This is a genomic window from Rheinheimera maricola (genome assembly GCF_016918075.2).
GTDB classification, from domain to species: domain Bacteria; phylum Pseudomonadota; class Gammaproteobacteria; order Enterobacterales; family Alteromonadaceae; genus Alishewanella; species Alishewanella maricola_A.
The window spans coordinates 414,628-432,832 of the sequence record NZ_JAERPS020000002.1; the positions used below are offsets into that span (position 1 = coordinate 414,628).

At 50.5% G+C, this 18,205-nt stretch carries 15 protein-coding genes; 4 read left to right on the forward strand and 11 right to left on the reverse strand.

Translation table 11 applies throughout. From position 1 onward, the window contains the following. Positions 1–5 precede the first annotated feature (5 nt). From pstA to I4W93_RS07665, 3 genes are all read right to left on the reverse strand, one after another. Complete coding sequence (pstA, locus tag I4W93_RS07655) at positions 6–1,376, reverse strand: phosphate ABC transporter permease PstA (RefSeq protein ID WP_205309641.1); 1,371 nt, start codon at positions 1,374–1,376, stop codon at positions 6–8. Positions 1,377–1,379: 3 nt separating this feature from the next. Next, the gene (gene pstC / locus I4W93_RS07660) at positions 1,380–2,759 is read right to left on the reverse strand and encodes a phosphate ABC transporter permease subunit PstC (protein WP_205309642.1); all 1,380 of its coding nucleotides are present in this window, start codon (positions 2,757–2,759) and stop codon (positions 1,380–1,382) included. A gap of 135 nt (positions 2,760–2,894) precedes the next feature. Next, a complete protein-coding gene (locus I4W93_RS07665) occupies positions 2,895–3,926 on the reverse strand; it encodes a substrate-binding domain-containing protein (protein WP_205309643.1) in 1,032 nt (343 codons plus the stop codon). A gap of 336 nt (positions 3,927–4,262) precedes the next feature. On the opposite strand from I4W93_RS07665, the gene I4W93_RS07670 reads away from it, so the two are divergent. Continuing rightward, on the forward strand, positions 4,263–4,745 hold the full coding sequence (locus tag I4W93_RS07670; RefSeq protein ID WP_205309644.1) for a hypothetical protein: 483 nt from the start codon (positions 4,263–4,265) through the stop codon (positions 4,743–4,745). A gap of 93 nt (positions 4,746–4,838) precedes the next feature. Here the strand turns inward: I4W93_RS07670 and tdh are convergent, their stop codons facing one another. The 3 genes from tdh to I4W93_RS07685 form a co-directional block, all read right to left on the reverse strand. Then, positions 4,839–5,864: an L-threonine 3-dehydrogenase gene (gene tdh, locus I4W93_RS07675; protein ID WP_205309645.1), complete on the reverse strand. Its 1,026-nt coding sequence runs from the start codon at positions 5,862–5,864 to the stop codon at positions 4,839–4,841. A 15-nt stretch (positions 5,865–5,879) separates the two neighbouring features. Continuing rightward, entirely contained in the window at positions 5,880–7,076 is a 1,197-nt protein-coding gene (locus I4W93_RS07680) for a glycine C-acetyltransferase (RefSeq protein ID WP_205309646.1), read from the reverse strand. 141 nt (positions 7,077–7,217) lie between these two features. Then, complete coding sequence (locus tag I4W93_RS07685) at positions 7,218–7,865, reverse strand: TetR/AcrR family transcriptional regulator (RefSeq protein WP_205309647.1); 648 nt, start codon at positions 7,863–7,865, stop codon at positions 7,218–7,220. A 118-nt stretch (positions 7,866–7,983) separates the two neighbouring features. On the opposite strand from I4W93_RS07685, the gene coaD reads away from it, so the two are divergent. Continuing rightward, positions 7,984–8,466: a pantetheine-phosphate adenylyltransferase gene (gene coaD, locus I4W93_RS07690; RefSeq protein ID WP_205309648.1), complete on the forward strand. Its 483-nt coding sequence runs from the start codon at positions 7,984–7,986 to the stop codon at positions 8,464–8,466. Next, positions 8,463–9,872: a capsule assembly Wzi family protein gene (locus I4W93_RS07695; RefSeq protein ID WP_205309649.1), complete on the forward strand. Its 1,410-nt coding sequence runs from the start codon at positions 8,463–8,465 to the stop codon at positions 9,870–9,872. Before coaD ends, I4W93_RS07695 begins: the two co-directional genes overlap by 4 nt. Before the next feature lie 28 nt (positions 9,873–9,900). Here the strand turns inward: I4W93_RS07695 and I4W93_RS07700 are convergent, their stop codons facing one another. Genes I4W93_RS07700 through nagK form a run of 5 tightly spaced genes read right to left on the reverse strand, consistent with a single transcriptional unit; the run spans position 9,901 to position 15,393 of the window. Then, complete coding sequence (locus I4W93_RS07700; protein ID WP_205309650.1) at positions 9,901–10,977, reverse strand: acyltransferase family protein; 1,077 nt, start codon at positions 10,975–10,977, stop codon at positions 9,901–9,903. After that, positions 10,977–12,272, reverse strand: coding sequence for an N-acetylglucosamine MFS transporter NagP (gene nagP, locus I4W93_RS07705; protein WP_224673323.1), 1,296 nt, complete (start codon positions 12,270–12,272; stop codon positions 10,977–10,979). Before nagP ends, I4W93_RS07700 begins: the two co-directional genes overlap by 1 nt. 33 nt (positions 12,273–12,305) lie before the next feature. Further along, complete coding sequence (gene nagA / locus I4W93_RS07710; RefSeq protein ID WP_224673325.1) at positions 12,306–13,427, reverse strand: N-acetylglucosamine-6-phosphate deacetylase; 1,122 nt, start codon at positions 13,425–13,427, stop codon at positions 12,306–12,308. A gap of 40 nt (positions 13,428–13,467) precedes the next feature. Next, the gene (gene nagB-II, locus I4W93_RS07715) at positions 13,468–14,466 is read right to left on the reverse strand and encodes a glucosamine-6-phosphate deaminase NagB-II (RefSeq protein ID WP_205309652.1); all 999 of its coding nucleotides are present in this window, start codon (positions 14,464–14,466) and stop codon (positions 13,468–13,470) included. Between the two features lie 12 nt (positions 14,467–14,478). Beyond that, a complete protein-coding gene (gene nagK, locus I4W93_RS07720; RefSeq protein WP_205309653.1) occupies positions 14,479–15,393 on the reverse strand; it encodes an N-acetylglucosamine kinase in 915 nt (304 codons plus the stop codon). 185 nt (positions 15,394–15,578) lie between these two features. Between nagK and I4W93_RS07725 the strand changes: the two genes are divergently transcribed. After that, positions 15,579–18,149 carry a family 20 glycosylhydrolase gene (locus I4W93_RS07725; protein WP_205309654.1) on the forward strand — a complete coding sequence of 857 codons (2,571 nt, stop codon included), beginning with the start codon at positions 15,579–15,581 and terminating at the stop codon, positions 18,147–18,149. The last annotated feature ends 56 nt before the right edge of the window (positions 18,150–18,205 follow it).

The window sequence follows — 18,205 nt, forward strand, 5'->3', positions numbered from 1 at the left end:
TGTGGCTACCAACGCTTCTCATATTTTTTCCGCAGCCAGATGGCCAGGCCGTTTAAGCTAATCATCATCAGCAGTAACACGATAATCGCGGCCGAGGTGCGCGCTTCAAAAAAGTTACGCAGCTCGTTGCCTTGCCATAGATAAATTTGTACCGGCAAAGCACTGGCCTGTTCAAACGGTGACGCCGGAATAGAAGCGACAAACGATTTCATACCAATTAGCAATAACGGGGCGGTTTCACCCAGTGCCTGTGCCACACCGAGAATGGCGCCAGTTAAAATACCCGGAATGGCCAGCGGTAATACGTGATGAAATATCGCCTGCATTTTTGATGCGCCCAGTCCTAATGCTGCCTGACGAATAGACGGCGGTATAGCCTTTAATGTAGAGCGCGTTGCGATGATCACCGTGGGTAATGTCATCAGAGATAACACTAAGCCCCCGACAATGGGCGCTGACATTGGCAGGTTAAACCAACCAATTAATACCGAAGCGCCAAGCAAACCAAATACAATTGATGGCACCGCCGCCAGATTGTTGATATTAACCTCAACCAGGTCGGTAATTTTATTGCGTGGCGCAAACTCTTCCAAATAAATGGCCGCGGCTACGCCCATCGGCACCGCCAGCAGAATAACCACCAACATCATGTAGAACGAGCCCATAAAAGCGCCTGCTAAACCGGCAGAGGCTAGTGAACTGCGCGAGTCCGGGTTCATAAACAGTGCCAGGCTAAAGCGGTTTTGAATAACACCATCAGCCGACAATTTATCTACCCATTCGCGCATTTTCGCGCTCAGTTGCTGCTGCTCGTCTGGCAGGCTGCGATCAATATTACCTTTTAACCAGACATCAATATTGGCATCTGTTAACAGGTGCAGCGTGCGGGTTTGGCCGATAATTGACGGATCGGCTACCACCATATCACGCAGTGCAAATCGTTCGCCTGAGGTAACCACCCGCGCCAAATCGCGCCGGTGCTTGTTTGCATCGGGTAGCACTTTTTGCAAACTGTCGGTGATCAGCCGGTTAAAGTTAACAAAGCCAATTTCGGTCTGCCATTCAATATGCCGCTGACGGAAATCGTTATCAGACTCGTCATCACGCTGTTGCGGCATTGGTGGGATCTTAATGATCTGCGGATCGAAATAGATATCCAACGTCACAGCCGATTGCCAGAACGCTGGCAATCCTTTGGAGAATATATTGATAAACAACACTGCAACCAGCCCAAGGCTGATTAGTACCGCTGTCAGACCTAAACGGCGGAATAAGTTTTCTTTACGGTGCCGGCGGTTAAGCGAATCTATCACCTTTTGTTGCACCTGGCTGGGCGCTGCAACAGCTTTAATCGGATTTTCTGCAATAATGGTCATAAGTTACTCGTATTGCTCACGGTATTTACGCACTATCACCAGCGCTATTACGTTCAGCAGCAAGGTAATAACGAACAGGGTTAAGCCCAATGCGAAGGCCACCAGTGATTGCGGACTGGAAAAATCGTTGTCGCCGGTTAACTGATTAACTATGGTTACTGTTACAGTAGATACCGCTTCAAACGGGTTCGCGGTTAACGCAGGGCTGTTACCAGCTGCCAACACCACTATCATGGTTTCGCCAATGGCGCGGCTGGCTGCCAGCAACACGGCACCGACTATGCCGGGCAACGCGGCTGGCAACACTACTTTGAGAATGGTCTCTGATTTAGTAGCACCCAAACCTAACGAGCCATCGCGCATCGATTTTGGTACCTGGGTGATAATGTCATCAGATAACGATGAGATAAACGGGATTATCATAATACCCATCACCACCCCGGCGGTCAGCGCTGAAGTCGCGTTAATGTCTAAGCCAATTGCGGCACCTAAATCACGTAAAAATGGCCCCACAGTAACCAGCGCAAAGAAGCCGTAAACTATGGTAGGAATGCCCGCTAGCACCTCAATTAACGGCTTAGCAGTATTGCGCAATTTAACCGGGGCATATTCCGCCAGATAAATCGCCACCATCAAGCCTAAAGGGATCGCCACTAACATGGCAATACCGGCAATTAATGCTGTACCTGCCAACAGCGGTACCAAACCAAAACTGCCTTGCTCGCCGATACCAACGGTAGAGAACCGTGGATTCCAGGTAGTACCAAAGAAAAACTCGCTCGGCGGAATATAACTAAAAAACTTCAGCGTCTCGCCTACCATCGATAATACGATACCAATAGTAGTAAGAATGGCCACTGTGGAGCACAGTATCAGCAAAGCTTTAACCACTCGCTCTACCTGATGCCGCGCTTTTAACCGCGGGGTAATTTTCAGCAGGCTAAGCAGCATACCCACCGCCGCAATTACCGCCATCAAGGAGGTCAGCACCATAGCGCTATTCGCTTTGAGAATGCGTAAATGCTCGGCAGCGTCTAGCTCCCACTGTGCCGCATCGGCGACGACACCAAAATTATTTGCCAGATTGCTAATACGCTGAGATACCACCCGTAGCTCATCGGCACTAAGCGCCAACACCGTTGCCGGCAATTGTGACAGCATCATTGAGTTGATTATCGCCGGCGATAACCATAGCCATAAGATCAGGATAAAAAATGCGGGTAACACAGCCCACAGACCTACCATCATGCCGTAGTGATGCGGGCGGGAGTGCATACGCAAGTCAGAGTTAACTGTAGCTACTTTGCGGCTGCGGGCCATACCGAGTTGGTAGCCCAGTGCCAACAACACCAGCAGCACTACAATTAACGAAAGGTTACTCATGGTTGCTCCGTAAACAGCTTACAGGCCTTTGCCTACTATGCTGGGCAGTGTAAGCGGCTTTTATTTCAGTTTTATGACAGCGTGAATACAAAAAAAGAGAACCCGTTACAGGTTCTCTTGTAAACAGCTAGCAGATTATAGCGACTTTTTCTGTCTAATGTTCTGACTTGTCTCTGCACGCTCGTCATCCGACAACGGAATTAAACCAGCACTTTCTAATGCACTACCAAAGCCTGACATGCCTTCGCTAACATGAAACATGGCATATTCCTGCAAGCCTGGGATCACACCGATATGGGCGCCTTTTACATAAATATACAAAGGACGTGATACCGGATATTCGCCAGAAATAATAGTATCCAGGTTTGGCTCTACGCCTGACACTGTCGCCACTTTAATACGGTCACGGTTGGCTTCATAGAAACTTAAACCAAATACACCCAATGCATCTTTTTGCGCCGTTAAGCGGGCTAAGGTTTCAGTGTAATCACCGGCAATTTCTACTACCCGACCATCGGTTCGCATGGCGGTACAAAACTTAGATGCGGCATCCTTGTCCAGCGCTTTTACTTCAGCCAGTGTGTTGCAACCTGGCACAACGACCTTCTCTTCATATACTTCGCGCGTACCATGGTTTGAACCAGGGATCGCCAGTAAAATTTCTTGATCTGGCAAGGTTTTATCAATTTGATTCCAGCGTGTATAAGGATTGCTAACCATTTTGCCATTTTGCGGCACCTGAGCAGCCTGTGCCATGAACACATGTACCGGCTCCAGTTTAAAAATAGCCGCATCTACACGTGAGGCAAAAACGATGCCGTCATAACCAATTTTCACTTCAATGATGTCTTTTACACCATTGGCTTTACAGGCTTCTACTTCGTTCGGACGCATTTTGCGTGAAGAATTCGCCACATCAATAGTATTGGCACCCACGCCCTGACAGAACTGACGCAAACCACCTGATGAACCGCCAGAACCAACAACAGGCGTACGGAACTGGGCAAAATTATTGCCAAATTCTTCTGCTACTACCGATGAAAACGGCAGTACTGTAGAAGAGCCTGCAATCTGGATAGTATCGCGGCTTTGCGCTTGAGCAGTACCGGCTACGGCCAGTGTCATGCTGGCTGCCAGCAACAAGTTAGACAATTTATTCAGTTTCATATCATTTCCTCGGTTATCCGATTTAGGCATAGGCTAAACATGTACGCGGCTAGTTTGCTGCATTTTTATTGCAGTAATATGACAGCGAGAAAATTTCTCCGCAGTCGTCAAACTCTAAAGCATTGGGAGCCTAAACAAATGCTAATCAAGCCAATGCTATCCAGACGCCGAAGATATGTGCTCATATTTATTAACAGCCTCGCGCTGTGTAGTTAATTTGTAATATTCATAGATTATTGTTCAACGCTTTCACCCTGAAACACAATTATGCTGCGTCTCTTTGTCGGGCGATTTGCATCGAAATAAACAAATAACTAAAAAATTGAGGTTTACCAAATGTTAAGGACATTTTTATTCTCTGTCAGCATTTTGCTTAGCAGCCTGGTGCTGCCACAACAGGTTTACGCCGCGCCTATTCTGTCGCAGGAAATCATTGATCTTGATGGGAATGTGCTGGGAAATTTTGCCATTGATCTGCGCAATGTTGATGGTTCAGGCGTGATCACCGACTGGTTAGTCTTCAACTTAACAGACTTTTCACCTATATCTATCGACAGCTTTTTTGCTGAAATAGACCCTACTAACCTGACAAGTGGCCTAAGCTTACTGTTTTTCGATATCAATGACCTGAGTTTACAGTTCTTGCTGCAAGGTTTCTTTGAAATTGATTCAGGTTGGTTTGAAGTGCGTGATTTCAATAGCGGTGAGCTTATATCTGCCACCGGCTTTACCCTGAGTAATGCACAACTGGTATCTGAGCCCGGAACGTTGTTGTTTTTAATCGCATCAGCATTTGGATTGATGCTGCGCCGCCGGTAACTTACTGGCTATCAATTTTACGACATCACTAAATGGAAAGAGGCGAGATTAATCTCGCCTCTTTATTTTTTCAACCCACCGCTACTAGCAACATTAAGACCAGTTTAGTACCACTTTACCCGACTGGCCTGAGCACATAATGTCGAAACCTTCCTGAAACCGCTCCATTGGTAACTCGTGCGTAACCATGGGTGTTAAATCCAGCCCGGATTGAATTAAGCTAGCCATTTTGTACCAGGTTTCAAACATTTCACGGCCATAAATGCCTTTAATTACCAGGCCTTTAAAGATCACCTTGTTCCAGTCCACCGCCATGTCAGACGGCGGAATGCCCAGCATAGCAATTTTGCCACCATGGTTCATGGTATCGAGCATGCCGCGAAACGCAGTGGGTACACCAGACATTTCCAGGCCTACGTCAAAGCCTTCTGTCATGCCCAGCTCTTTCATCACATCTTTTAAGTTTTGCTTGCTGACATCTACCGCCCGGGTGGCACCCATTTTCAGCGCCAGCTCAAGCCGGTAAGGGTTAACGTCGGTAATCACCACATGGCGGGCACCAACATGACGCGCTACCGCCGCCGCCATAATGCCAATAGGGCCGGCACCGGTGATCAGTACGTCTTCACCAACTAGATCAAAAGATAACGCGGTATGCACCGCATTGCCGAACGGGTCGAAAATTGCAGCGATGTTATCCGGAATGTTATCCGCCAGTTTAAAGGCGTTATAGGCCGGAATAACCAGATACTCGGCAAAAGAACCGGCGCGATTTACGCCGACACCGGTGGTGTTACGACATAAATGCACCCGGCCAGCGCGGCAGTTACGGCAATGGCCGCAGGTAATGTGGCCCTCGCCCGATACGCGGTCGCCAATACTGAAACCACGCACTTCTGAGCCCATGCCTTCAATAACGCCGACATATTCATGGCCTACTACCATGCCATGCGGAATAGTGTTCTGTGCCCACTCGTCCCACTTATAAATGTGCACGTCGGTACCACAGATGGCGGTTTTTTTGATGCGTATTAGTACATCATTCGGGCCCACTTCTGGCTTTTCTACCTCAGTTTGCCAAATACCCGGTTCTGCTTTTAACTTTGCTAATGCTTTCATTTTCACGCCCCGCCCTTATGCGATCACGCCCATGTCTTTGCCAATACGGATAAAGGCATCAATCGCTTTATCCAGTTGCTCTGTTGTATGTGCTGCTGAAATTTGCGTACGAATACGCGCCTGGCCTTTTGGCACCACCGGGAATGAAAAGCCCACCACGTAGATACCCTCGGCCAGCATACGTTTGGCCATTTCTGACGCGACTTTGGCATCGCCCAGCATTACCGGAATAATGGCATGATCTTTACCGGCCAGGGTAAAGCCAGCGGCCGACATTTTGTTGCGGAAGTAATTGGCGTTATCCCACAGCTTAGCCCGCAGTGCGTCGCCCTGCGCCAGCATGTCCAGCACTTTAATCGACGCGGTAACAATAGACGGCGCCAGCGAGTTAGAGAACAAATACGGCCGTGAGCGCTGACGCAGCCATTCAATCACTTCTTTTTTACCCGAGGTATAACCGCCGGAAGCCCCACCCAGAGCTTTACCCAAGGTGCCGGTAATAATGTCAACGCGGCTCATTACATCGCAATATTCGTGCGTGCCACGGCCGTTTTTACCAACAAAGCCCACGGCGTGGCTGTCATCAACCATCACCATAGCGCCGTATTTATCGGCCAAATCACAGACTGATTTCAGATCGGCAATCACGCCATCCATGGAGAATACGCCATCGGTGGCTATTAGCTTAAAGCGCGCACCATCGGCATCCGCCTGCTTTAACTGCGCTTCGAGCTCAGCCATATCATTGTTGGCGTAACGATACCGCTTGGCTTTACACAAGCGCACACCGTCAATAATAGAAGCATGGTTTAATGCATCAGAAATTACCGCATCATCGCTGCTTAAAATAGTTTCGAACAAGCCACCGTTGGCATCAAAGCACGACGAGTACAAAATGGTGTCATCAGTGCCTAAAAACGCGCTGATTTTTTGCTCCAGCGTTTTATGAATATCCTGGGTGCCGCAAATAAAGCGTACCGACGCCACGCCAAAACCATGGCTGGCTAACCCCTGCTGCGCCGCTGCAATTAAATCGGCGTGGTTGGCCAGGCCTAAGTAGTTGTTGGCACAAAAATTCAGTACCTGATGGCCGTTAACCGTAACATCAGCACTTTGTTGTGACGTGATAATACGTTCTGCTTTGAATAAACCTTCTGCTTTCACATCGTCTAGTTGTTGTTGTAGATGTTGCAGAAAAGCGCCATTGCGCATAAAGCCTCCTGTTGCGGGGTAAGGGAACAGAAAAAACGGCGTCATTGTAAAGCTTATAGCCTAAGGCTGCAGCGCTTTTACGTTAACTAAAGCGCTGTTCAGACCTGCTGCTGTAAAGTTTAGCCTACAAAATAACCAAGGTTAACCTGCCAACGCTTCATAATGTTGCTGCAAGCGGGTAATTCGCGGCCTGGCATGCTCTGTGGCGTAAGGCTTAAATAACAGCAACACCTTAAGCACGCCCTGATAAACACTGGCTTGATCAATGTCTTTTTGTGGCGCCTGGGTTTTCAGATAGCTGATCCAAAAGGTCACCAGCAACTTAATACTGTGTGCCAAATCGGTTATGTCTTCATCGTCAATCTGAATAACGTCAGACTGCTTAAGCGCCTTCAGTACTGCAGTAACACGCAACAATACGCCTTGTTGTACTTGCAGGTAGTCCTGCTGCAGCGCCGGATCACGCGATAAGATGTCGGGCAAATTGGCGTAGAAAAAATGAAAGCGCCACATTAACTCGAACACCGCATCCAAATAACACGCCAGCGCATCTAACGCTTCGGCTTTATCCGATGGTGGTTTGATACGGGTTTCCAGCAATTTGGCGTATTCTTTAAAAATCTGCCTTACGATGTCTTCCTTGTTGCGAAAGTGATAGTACAAGTTACCCGGACTGATCCCCAAGTGCGCCGCGATATGATTGGTGGTGACCTGTCGCTCACCCACCTGATTAAACAGCTCTATGCTGGCTTGCAGAATTTTATCTTTGGTTCTTAACTTCTTTTCCATCTGCGAAACAGGCTTATGGTTGGCTAAATTAATTTGCTATAGTAACGCCAAATTGACTAAAAACTCTAGTCGCAGCTTTTTTAGCGCACAGCACTTAGCCAGGAACGCCAACAACACAATGAAAATAAAAGCTATTTACCCTGGAACCTTTGACCCGCTAACCAATGGCCATGCCGATTTAGTGCAACGGGCAGCGCTGATGTTTGATCAGGTAATTGTCGGCGTTGCGGCGAATCCCAGTAAACAACCCCTGTTTAGTCTGGAAGATCGGGTAGCACTGGCACAACAGGCATTTTCAGCTATTACCAACGTTGAGGTGATTGGATTTTCTGGCTTATTGGCTAAATTTGCCGAGGCTCAGCACGCCGCAGTCTTGCTCCGTGGTGTGCGCGCAGTAGCAGACTTTGAATACGAGTTTCAGTTAGCCAGCATGAATCGGCAGCTTAATCCGGCGCTGGACAGCATCTTTATGACACCATCAGAGAAAAATACTTTTATTTCATCAACGCTGGTTAAAGAAGTCTGCCGCCACGGCGGTGATGTGTCCAGCTTCGTGCCTGCTCACGTTGAACTGGCACTAAAATCTAAATTAAAACTATGAAGTTAACACTGTCTTTGCTCAGCCTGGCACTGAGCAGCTTGCCGTTAGTTGCCGCGCCTTGGGTTGACACCACCGACAATTATCTGCGTCAGTCGTTACAAACGTTGGCGCACGCCGGTGTCATTACCGGTCCGGTAAATACCTACCCGTTAATGTGGCGCAATATTGTCGCCGACCTGGCCAAGGCGCAGCCGCAACCGACCGAAGAATTGCGTTTTGCCCTGGCACACGTGCGTTCAGCACTACATGCCAACCAGCGCAACTATATTGCCGGGGTAAAACTTAAAGCCAGTTCAGATCCGTCGCTGTTTCAAAGCTTTGGTGAAAGCTATTTCGACCAGGCCAGTGCTAGTGTGTTTAAAGAATACATCGCTGAGAACTGGGCAGGCAAAACCCAGGTTAATTACCGCAATCTTGACGATGGCAGTACTGAGCAAGACGTAACACTGGATGGCAGCTATCTGGCTGTTATCGCTGGCAACTGGGTACTGGCATTAGATCAGCAGCCCATATGGTGGGGTCCCGGTCAGCAAACCGCTTTATTGGTGAGTAACAATGCCCGGCCAGTGCCATCATTACGTTTAAGCCGCCATAGCTGGCAAGCCAGTGAAAATAGCCTGCTTAGCTGGCTTGGCCCCTGGAGCTTTACTGCTTTTGTTGGCCAGGGTGAACACCATACCGTACCGGGGCAAATTAACCATTTTGGCGCCCGTTTCAGCGCCCGACCGCTGCCACAACTGGAATTGGGCTTATCGCGCGTTAGCCAATGGGGCGGCGACACCCTTGACAATGGTTTAGGTGCTTTTACCGATATGTTGCTGCTAAACGACGCTGATAACGCCGCGGCTAATTCAGATAATCTGGCTGCAGTAGATCTCACTTGGCATACTACGCTGTTTAGTCGGCCCTACAGCTTTTATGCTGAACTGGCCGATGACAATGGCGGTAATGGTTTAAGTAAACCCTTACAGTTATACGGCGCGCGTACCTTTTTCGGCAATGAAAGTGCCATTCACACGCTAAATCTGGAATGGTCAGACACCTTTATTCGCTGTCAGGCACAACAGCTATCGGGTAATTGTGCTTACGAGGGTGATATCTACCCACAAGGCTATCGGCGCTATGGCCGGGTAATAGGCAGTGGTTACGGTGCCGACGCGCAGGTATTATCCGCAGGTTACCGTTACCAAACCTTTGACGGCTATAGTTGGGCTGCAAGCGTACTACGTGGCAGGTTTATTTCTGCCAGCAACACAGTGCACAACTGGCAATTGCGGCTGGAATACCGCCAACCCTTGTTTAATGGTTTACTGAGTATTGAAGGCCGGGTTTTTGATAAATCGCCACAGCCAGAGTTAAACATCAAACGTGGCAGCCTTGCGACAACCTGGGAATACCGATTCTAGGTAGCGCGGGGCCACGCAGTGATTAATGTTATAGCTTAATAATGATATTGCGCCGGTACAACAGCAGCGACACCCACCAAAATAACACCACATGTAACACAGCGAATAACAAAGAAGCCGCCTTGGGAGCGAGCAACTGCGCCAACAGGGCAAAACTGTATTGATACAGATTTGTCCCGCCTAACGGAATTAATGCTGCCGACACGGCACATAACCAGGCCAGCATATAAATAAACAACGGATTACTACCATACACAATTAACGGCTGTAACAGCGGGCGTTGCTGTTTTACATCACACAGCCAGACCAACATGGCCAATATTAACAGCAGTATGCCGACAGACAGCAATACATAGCTGCCACTCCATAGCGCTTTGTTTACCGGCCAGTACACACTGGCGGTCCAGGCCAGTGTTAACAACAATGCCGCCGCGTTAACCAGCCATAAAGCACCTGCCGGTGCACTACGTAGTGCAAGTTGGCCGGCCACATAATAGCCCGCCAACACCGACACTACAGCCGGTAAACTGCTTAACAAGCCTTCAGGGTCAAAAGCCTGGCCAAAGCCCTGATACAAATGTGCAGAACCCAGCAGATAGCGATCCAGCTTGACGACAGCGTTGCTGTCCAGGCTATATGGCTCGGCAGCGCCAAAGCCCAGCAACAGAGCCCAATACACTAGCAAAATAGCTACTCCGAGCCAGGGCAGATAACGCGCTTTTACTAGCAGCACCAGGATTGCAGCTACCGCGTAGCACAACGCAATGCGCTGCAACACGCCAAAAATACGTAACTCTGCCCAGCTGGTAGTAAACGGAAACCAATTCAGCAACAGGCCGATAACAAACAACAGCGCCGCACGCTTAGCGATACGGCTTAAGGTGGCGCCGGTTAAGCTGGTATGGCGCAGTGAATAAAACATCGCGGCACCTACCACAAATAAAAATGCCGGAAACACAATATCGGCAAAGGTGAAACCATGCCACGGCGCGTGTAGTAGCGGCGAATAAACATGCTGCCACGACCCCGGTGTATTCACCAGGATCATCAGCGCTATCGCTAAGCCGCGTAGCGCATCCAGCGCATAGAAGCGACCGCCAGTCATTATTTCCAGCTGGTCAGCTTATGGCCTTTAACGGCGTAAAACAGAATAAACAAATAGCAGGGTAACATCACAACATAAGCACCTTGCTGGCCTAACCCGGTGCCACTTGCCAAGCCCCAGAATAGCGGGCCAAAAGCACCACCGGCGATACCCATAATCAGCAATGCTGAACCAATGCTGGTCAATGCGCCCAGCCCTGACAATGCTAGTGGCCATACTGCTGGCCAGACTATAGCATTGGCTAAGCCCAACACGGCAATAAACAACAACGTATCTGGTAATGCGGTGCCACCAAAGGGCACCAATATTGTGTTGGCAATAGCATAAGATGAGGTGTCACCCAATACGATTGCCAGCGTCAACGTCAACCCCAGTACGGCAGATACTGCCAGTGCTGCTTGCTGCGACAATAGCCGCGGAATAAGCAAAATACCCAACACATAGCCCAGCACCATACAGGCCATGGTATAGGATGTCATGACGGTGTAACGCTCTACCCCTAAGGACAACGCAAACAAGCCAATCGTGTCACCAGCGATAACTTCGACAGCGACATAAACAAACAACGCCAACACACCCAATACTAACCCTGGTCGGGCCAAGGCCGCTTTTAGCTGCCCGCGGCTGCCGCTACTGTCGTTGCTTTCTTTTGCCAACTCAGGCAGCGGTGAAAATTTTACTGCCAACGCCAACAAGCCCAAAAATGCCGCTAAACCCAAATAAGGCAATACCAGACCGGCGGCCATTTCATCAATTTGTACGCTGGTCAGTGCCGTATCGGGCCCGGCAATAAAACTGTTGGCCATCAACGCTGTAAACACCATAGGTGCCACCACGCCGGCGGTTTTATTTAAAATACCCATAATGCTGATACGCACGGCAGCGGTTTCTTCCGGGCCAATTTTTACCACATAGGGATTTACCGCGGTTTGCAGCAACGTCTGGCCGGTGCCTATTACCAACTGTGCCAACAGAAACAACGCAAAGGTTTGCGTTTGTGCGGCTGGAATGTACAACAAACCAGCTAACATCATAATGGCCATACCCAGTGCCATACCGTTTTTATAGCCTACCTTGCGGATCAGCCAGGCTGATGGCAGCGCAGTAAAGGTTACTGCTATATAAAAAGAAAACAGTACCAAAGATGCCTGCAGCGGTGTGAGCTGCAACATTTGCTTCAGATACGGCATTAATGAGCCGTTTAACCAGGTAGCAAAACCAAGCACAAAAAACAGTATTGCCACTATGGCCATTGGTATCACGCTACTGCGTGCTTTAGCCTGCTGTGCCGCCATTTCCATATTCCTTCCCCGTTTTTTCGTTATTTATTAGTCAACGCTAAACACCGGCTGGCCGTTAACCCAGCTGGCCTGTACTTGCCATTCGTTATTTAGTAAAACCAAATCTGCCGCTGCCCCTGCCACCAATTTGCCCGCAGTATGACGGGCTAAAAATTGTGCCGGATACAACGAAGCCATACGTAGCGCTTCTTCCGGCACAATACCCAGGGAATCGATGGCGTAACGCACAGCGCCCGCCATATCCAATACCGAACCGGCCAAACGGCCCGCGGCATCGGTTAGTTTATTGCCTTCACGCCGCACTTTCCCGGCAAAAAAATCAAATTCGTCGGCATCCGTGCCGACCGGTGACATAGCATCGGTTACCAGTATCACCTTACCTTTTGGCTTCGCGGCCAGCGCCACTTTGGCAGCGATGGGGTGCATGTGCTGGCCGTCGAAAATAACACCACACCAGCTGTTAGGGTCGGCCAGGGCCACCCCAACCATACCTGGCTCGCGCGATGTCAGCGCCGACATGGCATTGTATAAATGGGTAAAGCCGCTGGCGCCAGCAGCCAGTGCCGCCTGCACGGTTTCAGCATCGGCATTGGAATGCCCCAGACAAACCACCACGTTCAGCGCGACCAATTGCCGGATTTGCTGCGGGCTGACATTTTCCGGCGCAACGGTAACCAGTTTTACCCCCAAATCCGTGCGGCCGTATAATGCCAACTCCTCGGCACTCAGCTGGCGGATATGTTGCTGCGGGTGTACGCCTTTTTTCGGCAGCGATAAATGCGGACCTTCAAAATGCACGCCGATAATGCCCGGTTCATGTGCCGCGATGGCTGCCGCAATCGCATCGGCGGCTTGCTGCATTACGGCAATACTGTCGGTGATTACCGTTGGCAGCATTGCAGTAGTACCAAAGCGTGCATGCGCGTTAAACATGGTGCGCAATGTAGCTTGACTCGGCGCATTGTTAAACAACACGCCACCACCGCCATTCACCTGCACATCGATAAAGCCCGGCACCAACATCCCTGGCATTACCGCACCAGCAGCGGGCGCAATACTAGTGATCAGGCCATCTTGCATGTTTAGGGTTACATTATTGAACCACTTCTCGCCGTCAAATAACCGGCTAACACTTAACTGCTGCATCATTACTTATTACCGTGTCATTCGCTGCATCTTTGCAGCTGAGTTATACCGTTTTAGTGACTTTATTTAAGCCTGGCGGCGCGTCCGGGTTAATCCCCCGGCGACGAGCGACCACTTCTACATCCAGATAAAACCGCTGCAGTATCAACAACGGCAGCACTCTGGCATCAGCAACCACAGCACGGTGATGCAACTGCACCACCGCTGCGCCGCGACTTTGCACATCGGCTATTTGTGCGCGATGAGCGTTTAACGTCTCATCTTCTACAGTCACATCAACGATAGCAAACTGATTTTTCACCAGTGTCACCGGGCCATGTAAAAACTCTGCACTGGAAAAGGCTTCAGCATGAATGCCACAGACTTCTTTTAATTTCAGCGCAATTTCACGCGCAATGGCATACCCCAAACCCCGACCTAACACCACCAAATGCGCGACGTTATTTAACGCCTCGGCAGTTAGCTGCGCCGGCAACGCAATTGCTGCCGCTAAGCTTTGCGGCAACTGCAGCACAGCCTGTTGCAACGCTTTATTGCCTGACCACACCGCTACCAGCTGCAAAATTGCACTCAAGGTCGCCAGATAACTTTTTGTCGCTGCTACGGCTTTTTCAGCACCGACATGCAACGGCAGCACAAAGTGCGCCTGCTCCGCCAGTGGTGATGAGGTGTCATTGACCAGCGCCACTACCATAGCACCGCTGCGCTTTGCCATTTCTACCTGCGCCAGAATATCCGGGCTACGGCCAGACTGAGAAATCACTAACACCAGTGCATCGGCCAGCTGCAAGGTTTTGTTGTACACACTGGCAATAGACGGCGCGGCAGCGGCTACCGGCAGGCCTAGTTCTATTTCAATTAAATATTTGGCAAAAACCCCTGCATGATCGGATGAGCCGCGCCCTACCATGTAAACAAACTTGGGGCCACGCTGGCGAATTTGCGCCACTACCTGCTCTACCGTTGCTGCATTGGCTGCAAGTTGTTCGGCAATCCGAGTTGGGGCTTCGGTGGCTTCCAGAGCCATAATACTGTTGCTCATTGCTGTTGTTACCTATGACGATATCACGAGAGATTGCGCTTGGCTGCGTTGACGCGCAAACCAAACCGCACCGAGCTCCGGCGTTTGTAGTGCCGGAGTAACCTGTTGCTGCACTGCAGCGGGTAAATAGGGCAGCAGTTTGTGTGCCAGCCCGCCAATAAACGATAGCCGCGGTGGTTGCACGCTAAGCAAGCGTTGCGCTATGGCGGCAATAAACGCCGCCCCCTGCTCTACCAGTTGCAATGCCACGGCGTCACCCGCCTCGGCGGCAATAAATACCAGCGGCGCGAACTTCGCATACGTTGTCGGGGTGGCATGCATAAAGTGCGATACCAGACCAATGCTATCGGTTACGGCCAGCTCCTGCAGCAACAGCGCTGTCATTTGTGTCGCTGGCGCCAGCTGGTCCATACTGAGTAACACTTTATGCAGCAATTGCATACCAAACCAGGCACCACTGCCATTGTCGCCATAAGGGAAGCCATGGCCACCCACCTCCAATAACTGGCCATTTACTGCCGCCAGGCCGCAAGAACCGGTACCGACAATAATCACAGCACCATCCTGCCCCTGGTGCGCACCAACACAGGCAATATGCAAATCACTGGTGAGATGTAGCGTTTTAAATGGATGCTGCCAGTCGGTAAATAGCTGGTAGTACTGCGGCACATTAACCCCCGCCAGGCCAGCGCCTGCGGTTAACCGCGACATATCATTAAACGCCAGGCCGGCGCAGGTTAGCGCCTGTTGTGTCGCTGATAGAATAGAATCGGTTGCCACCTTCATCCCGCGTAGTGGGTTAGCCGGGCCGGACAACCCCTCGCCGAGAATTTGCTGATCTGACGATACAATAACGGCGCGGCATTTACTGCCACCGCCGTCTATCCCCAAGTACAAAGGCGTATCGGCCTTCAGCATCGCTTTCATCCTTTTAACCTCATGGCAATGTAGTGTGCAAACAACTACTGCCGTTTGCTCTGGTGCTGTATCGTTTTGTTGGTAACTAGTACCATCGCAAAATTGACAGCGTTGTCATTTTTCAAAATTAGCATATAATAATTCTGACAAATAACAAGTGTCTTGTTTAAAAATTAAACTTAAAGGTAAGCGCGATGAGACAATTAGTATTAGTGCTACTGTGGTGTTCTTTGCCTGCTGCCGCGGCATTTACCCAACCGCAACTGGCCGAATTCGCCCGTCAAAGCACCATAAAATTTGCTGTGCAATCGAACCAGCTGGCCGAGCCGATGCGCTTTAATGCCGACATTGTGCTGCAAAACGGCTCAAACATCGCGCTGCCCAAAGGAGAGCATGACTGGCAGCTTTACTTTCATCTAATCCGTCGTATCGACACAACAGAGCAACACGGCTTAAGCATAGAGCATGTGCAGGGTGATTTGCACCGGATCCGCCCCACTGCGCGCTTTAACGGCCTGGCACCGGCACAACAACTAACACTGTCATTTAGCTCGGCTCCGTGGATGGTTAGCTACAGTGATTTTATGCCGCGCGCCTTTATTGTTGCCGCCAACTTGCAACCTGAAGTGTTCGCCAATACCGACAGTGAAGATTTCAGCCACTTTGTGCTGCCATTACAAACGCCAGCGCAACTGCAACGTAACTTTGGCGAAGCCGACCAGGTCGCCATTGTTGATGCTGCCAGGCGCTATAAACACAATGCCGCAATGTTAAACGGCATCGCCAACGCCGACAGCCACCAGCGTATTATTCCCAAACCGCTGCAGGCAAAGTTTGGCAAGCGGCACACCACACTGACTGCTGACTGGCAGTTGCAGTTTAGCGGCCGTCTGACCAACGAAGCGCAATTTTTACAACAACAATTGCAGCCACTGGGCCTGCAGCTGGGTGACAGTGCCGCTACCAGCGCAAACAAAACCGCCATACTCAGTCTCAGCGTAGACACGACACTAGCACTTGGCCCAGAAAGCTACCAACTCAGCATCAGTGACCATAGTATCAGTATTCGTGGTACAGATAATGCGGGGGTGTTTTATGCCATTCAGTCGCTGTTAGCGCTGGCCCAGCCAGAGCAAAACGCGGTGCTGTTACCGCAAGCCGACATAACTGATCAACCCCGCGCCTCCTGGCGTGGTATGCATTACGATATGGCACGCAACTTTCACAGCAAAGCCGTCACGTTGCGGCTGATAGATAACATGGCCCGCTACAAACTAAATAAATTGCATTTGCACCTGACTGAAGATGAAGGCTGGCGCTTGCAGATCCCTGGCTTGCCGGAGCTGACAGAAATAGGTGCCAAACGTTGCTTTGATTTATCTGAGCAGCACTGCCTACTTACCCAGCTTGGCACCGGGCCGCATGCCTCAGGTTCTGGCAATGGCTACTACAGCACCGCAGATTTTATTGAAATATTGCGCTACGCTGCCGCGCGCCATATTGAAGTGATCCCAGAAATTGACTTGCCCGGCCATGCCCGTGCCGCCATTGTTGCCATGCGTGCCCGCTATAACAGATTGATGGCCGCCGGTCAGCCCGAGGCCGCCCGCCAGTACTTGCTGTCAGATCCGCACGACAGCTCGCAGTACCTGAGTGTGCAAAACTACAACGACAATGCCGCCAACGTGTGTCTGGCGTCCACTTATGCCTTTGTTGACAAAGTGCTGTATGAACTGCAGCAACTATACCGCCAGGCCGGGCAAACGCTGCAAGTTTTCCATATGGGCGGCGACGAGGTAGCCGCTGGTGCCTGGCAGGGTTCAGCGGCCTGCCAGCAGTTATTTCAGCAGCCCGACAATGGCGTCGCTGGCGTGGCCGATTTAAAACCGTATTTTGTCAGCCGGGTCGCAACATTGACCGCTCAACGCGGCCTTGCGTTGGCTGGCTGGGAAGATGGCTTAATGTATGACCGGCAAAATACGTTTAACCGCAGCCAATTTGCTAACAAGCAGGTTATCGCCAATGCCTGGGACAACATCTGGGAATGGGGCGTAGCCGATCGCGCCTACCGGTTGGCCAACAACGGTTATCAGGTGGTGCTATCGCCCGGTACCCATCTGTATTTTGACCATCCGCACGAAGCACATCCGCAGGAGCGCGGCTATTACTGGGCCACACGATTTACCAGCATCGACAAGGTGTTTGGTTTTATGCCGGATAACCTGTACGCCAATGCTGATACCACCCGCAGCGGCGCGGCTATTGGCGATTTAGAGAAACTGGTCGGCCGCCAACTGCCGGCCTTACAGCAGCCTGATAACATCCTGGGCATTCAGGGCCAGGTCTGGAGCGAGACTATCCGTACCGCTGAGCAGCTGGAACATATGATCTACCCGCGTTTACTGGCATTGGCCGAACGCGCCTGGCATAAAGCAAACTGGGAGCAGCACAACAATAGCGCGTTGCGTAAAGCAGACTGGCAGCAATTCGCCAACCGTTTGGGCCAGATTGAGCTAACGCGGCTGGCAGTTGCTGAAAGTAGCTTTTACCTGCCGCCACCGGGCGTAATTAATACTGCCAAAGGTATGCTGGCCAACGTGGCGTTGCCGGGAATAGCAATAGAATACAGCCTTGATCACGGTGCCAGCTGGCAGCAGTACCAAGTTGCGGTATTAACCGACACCAACTCAGTATGGTTCCGTAGCCGCAAGCAGCAGCAAGTTAGCAGAGTGGTCGTAAGCGAGAAGGCAGTAACAGATAACTAGTTAGATTTAACATCTACAAGCAGACAACAGCCGCTGGCTGTTGTCTGCCTGAAAGT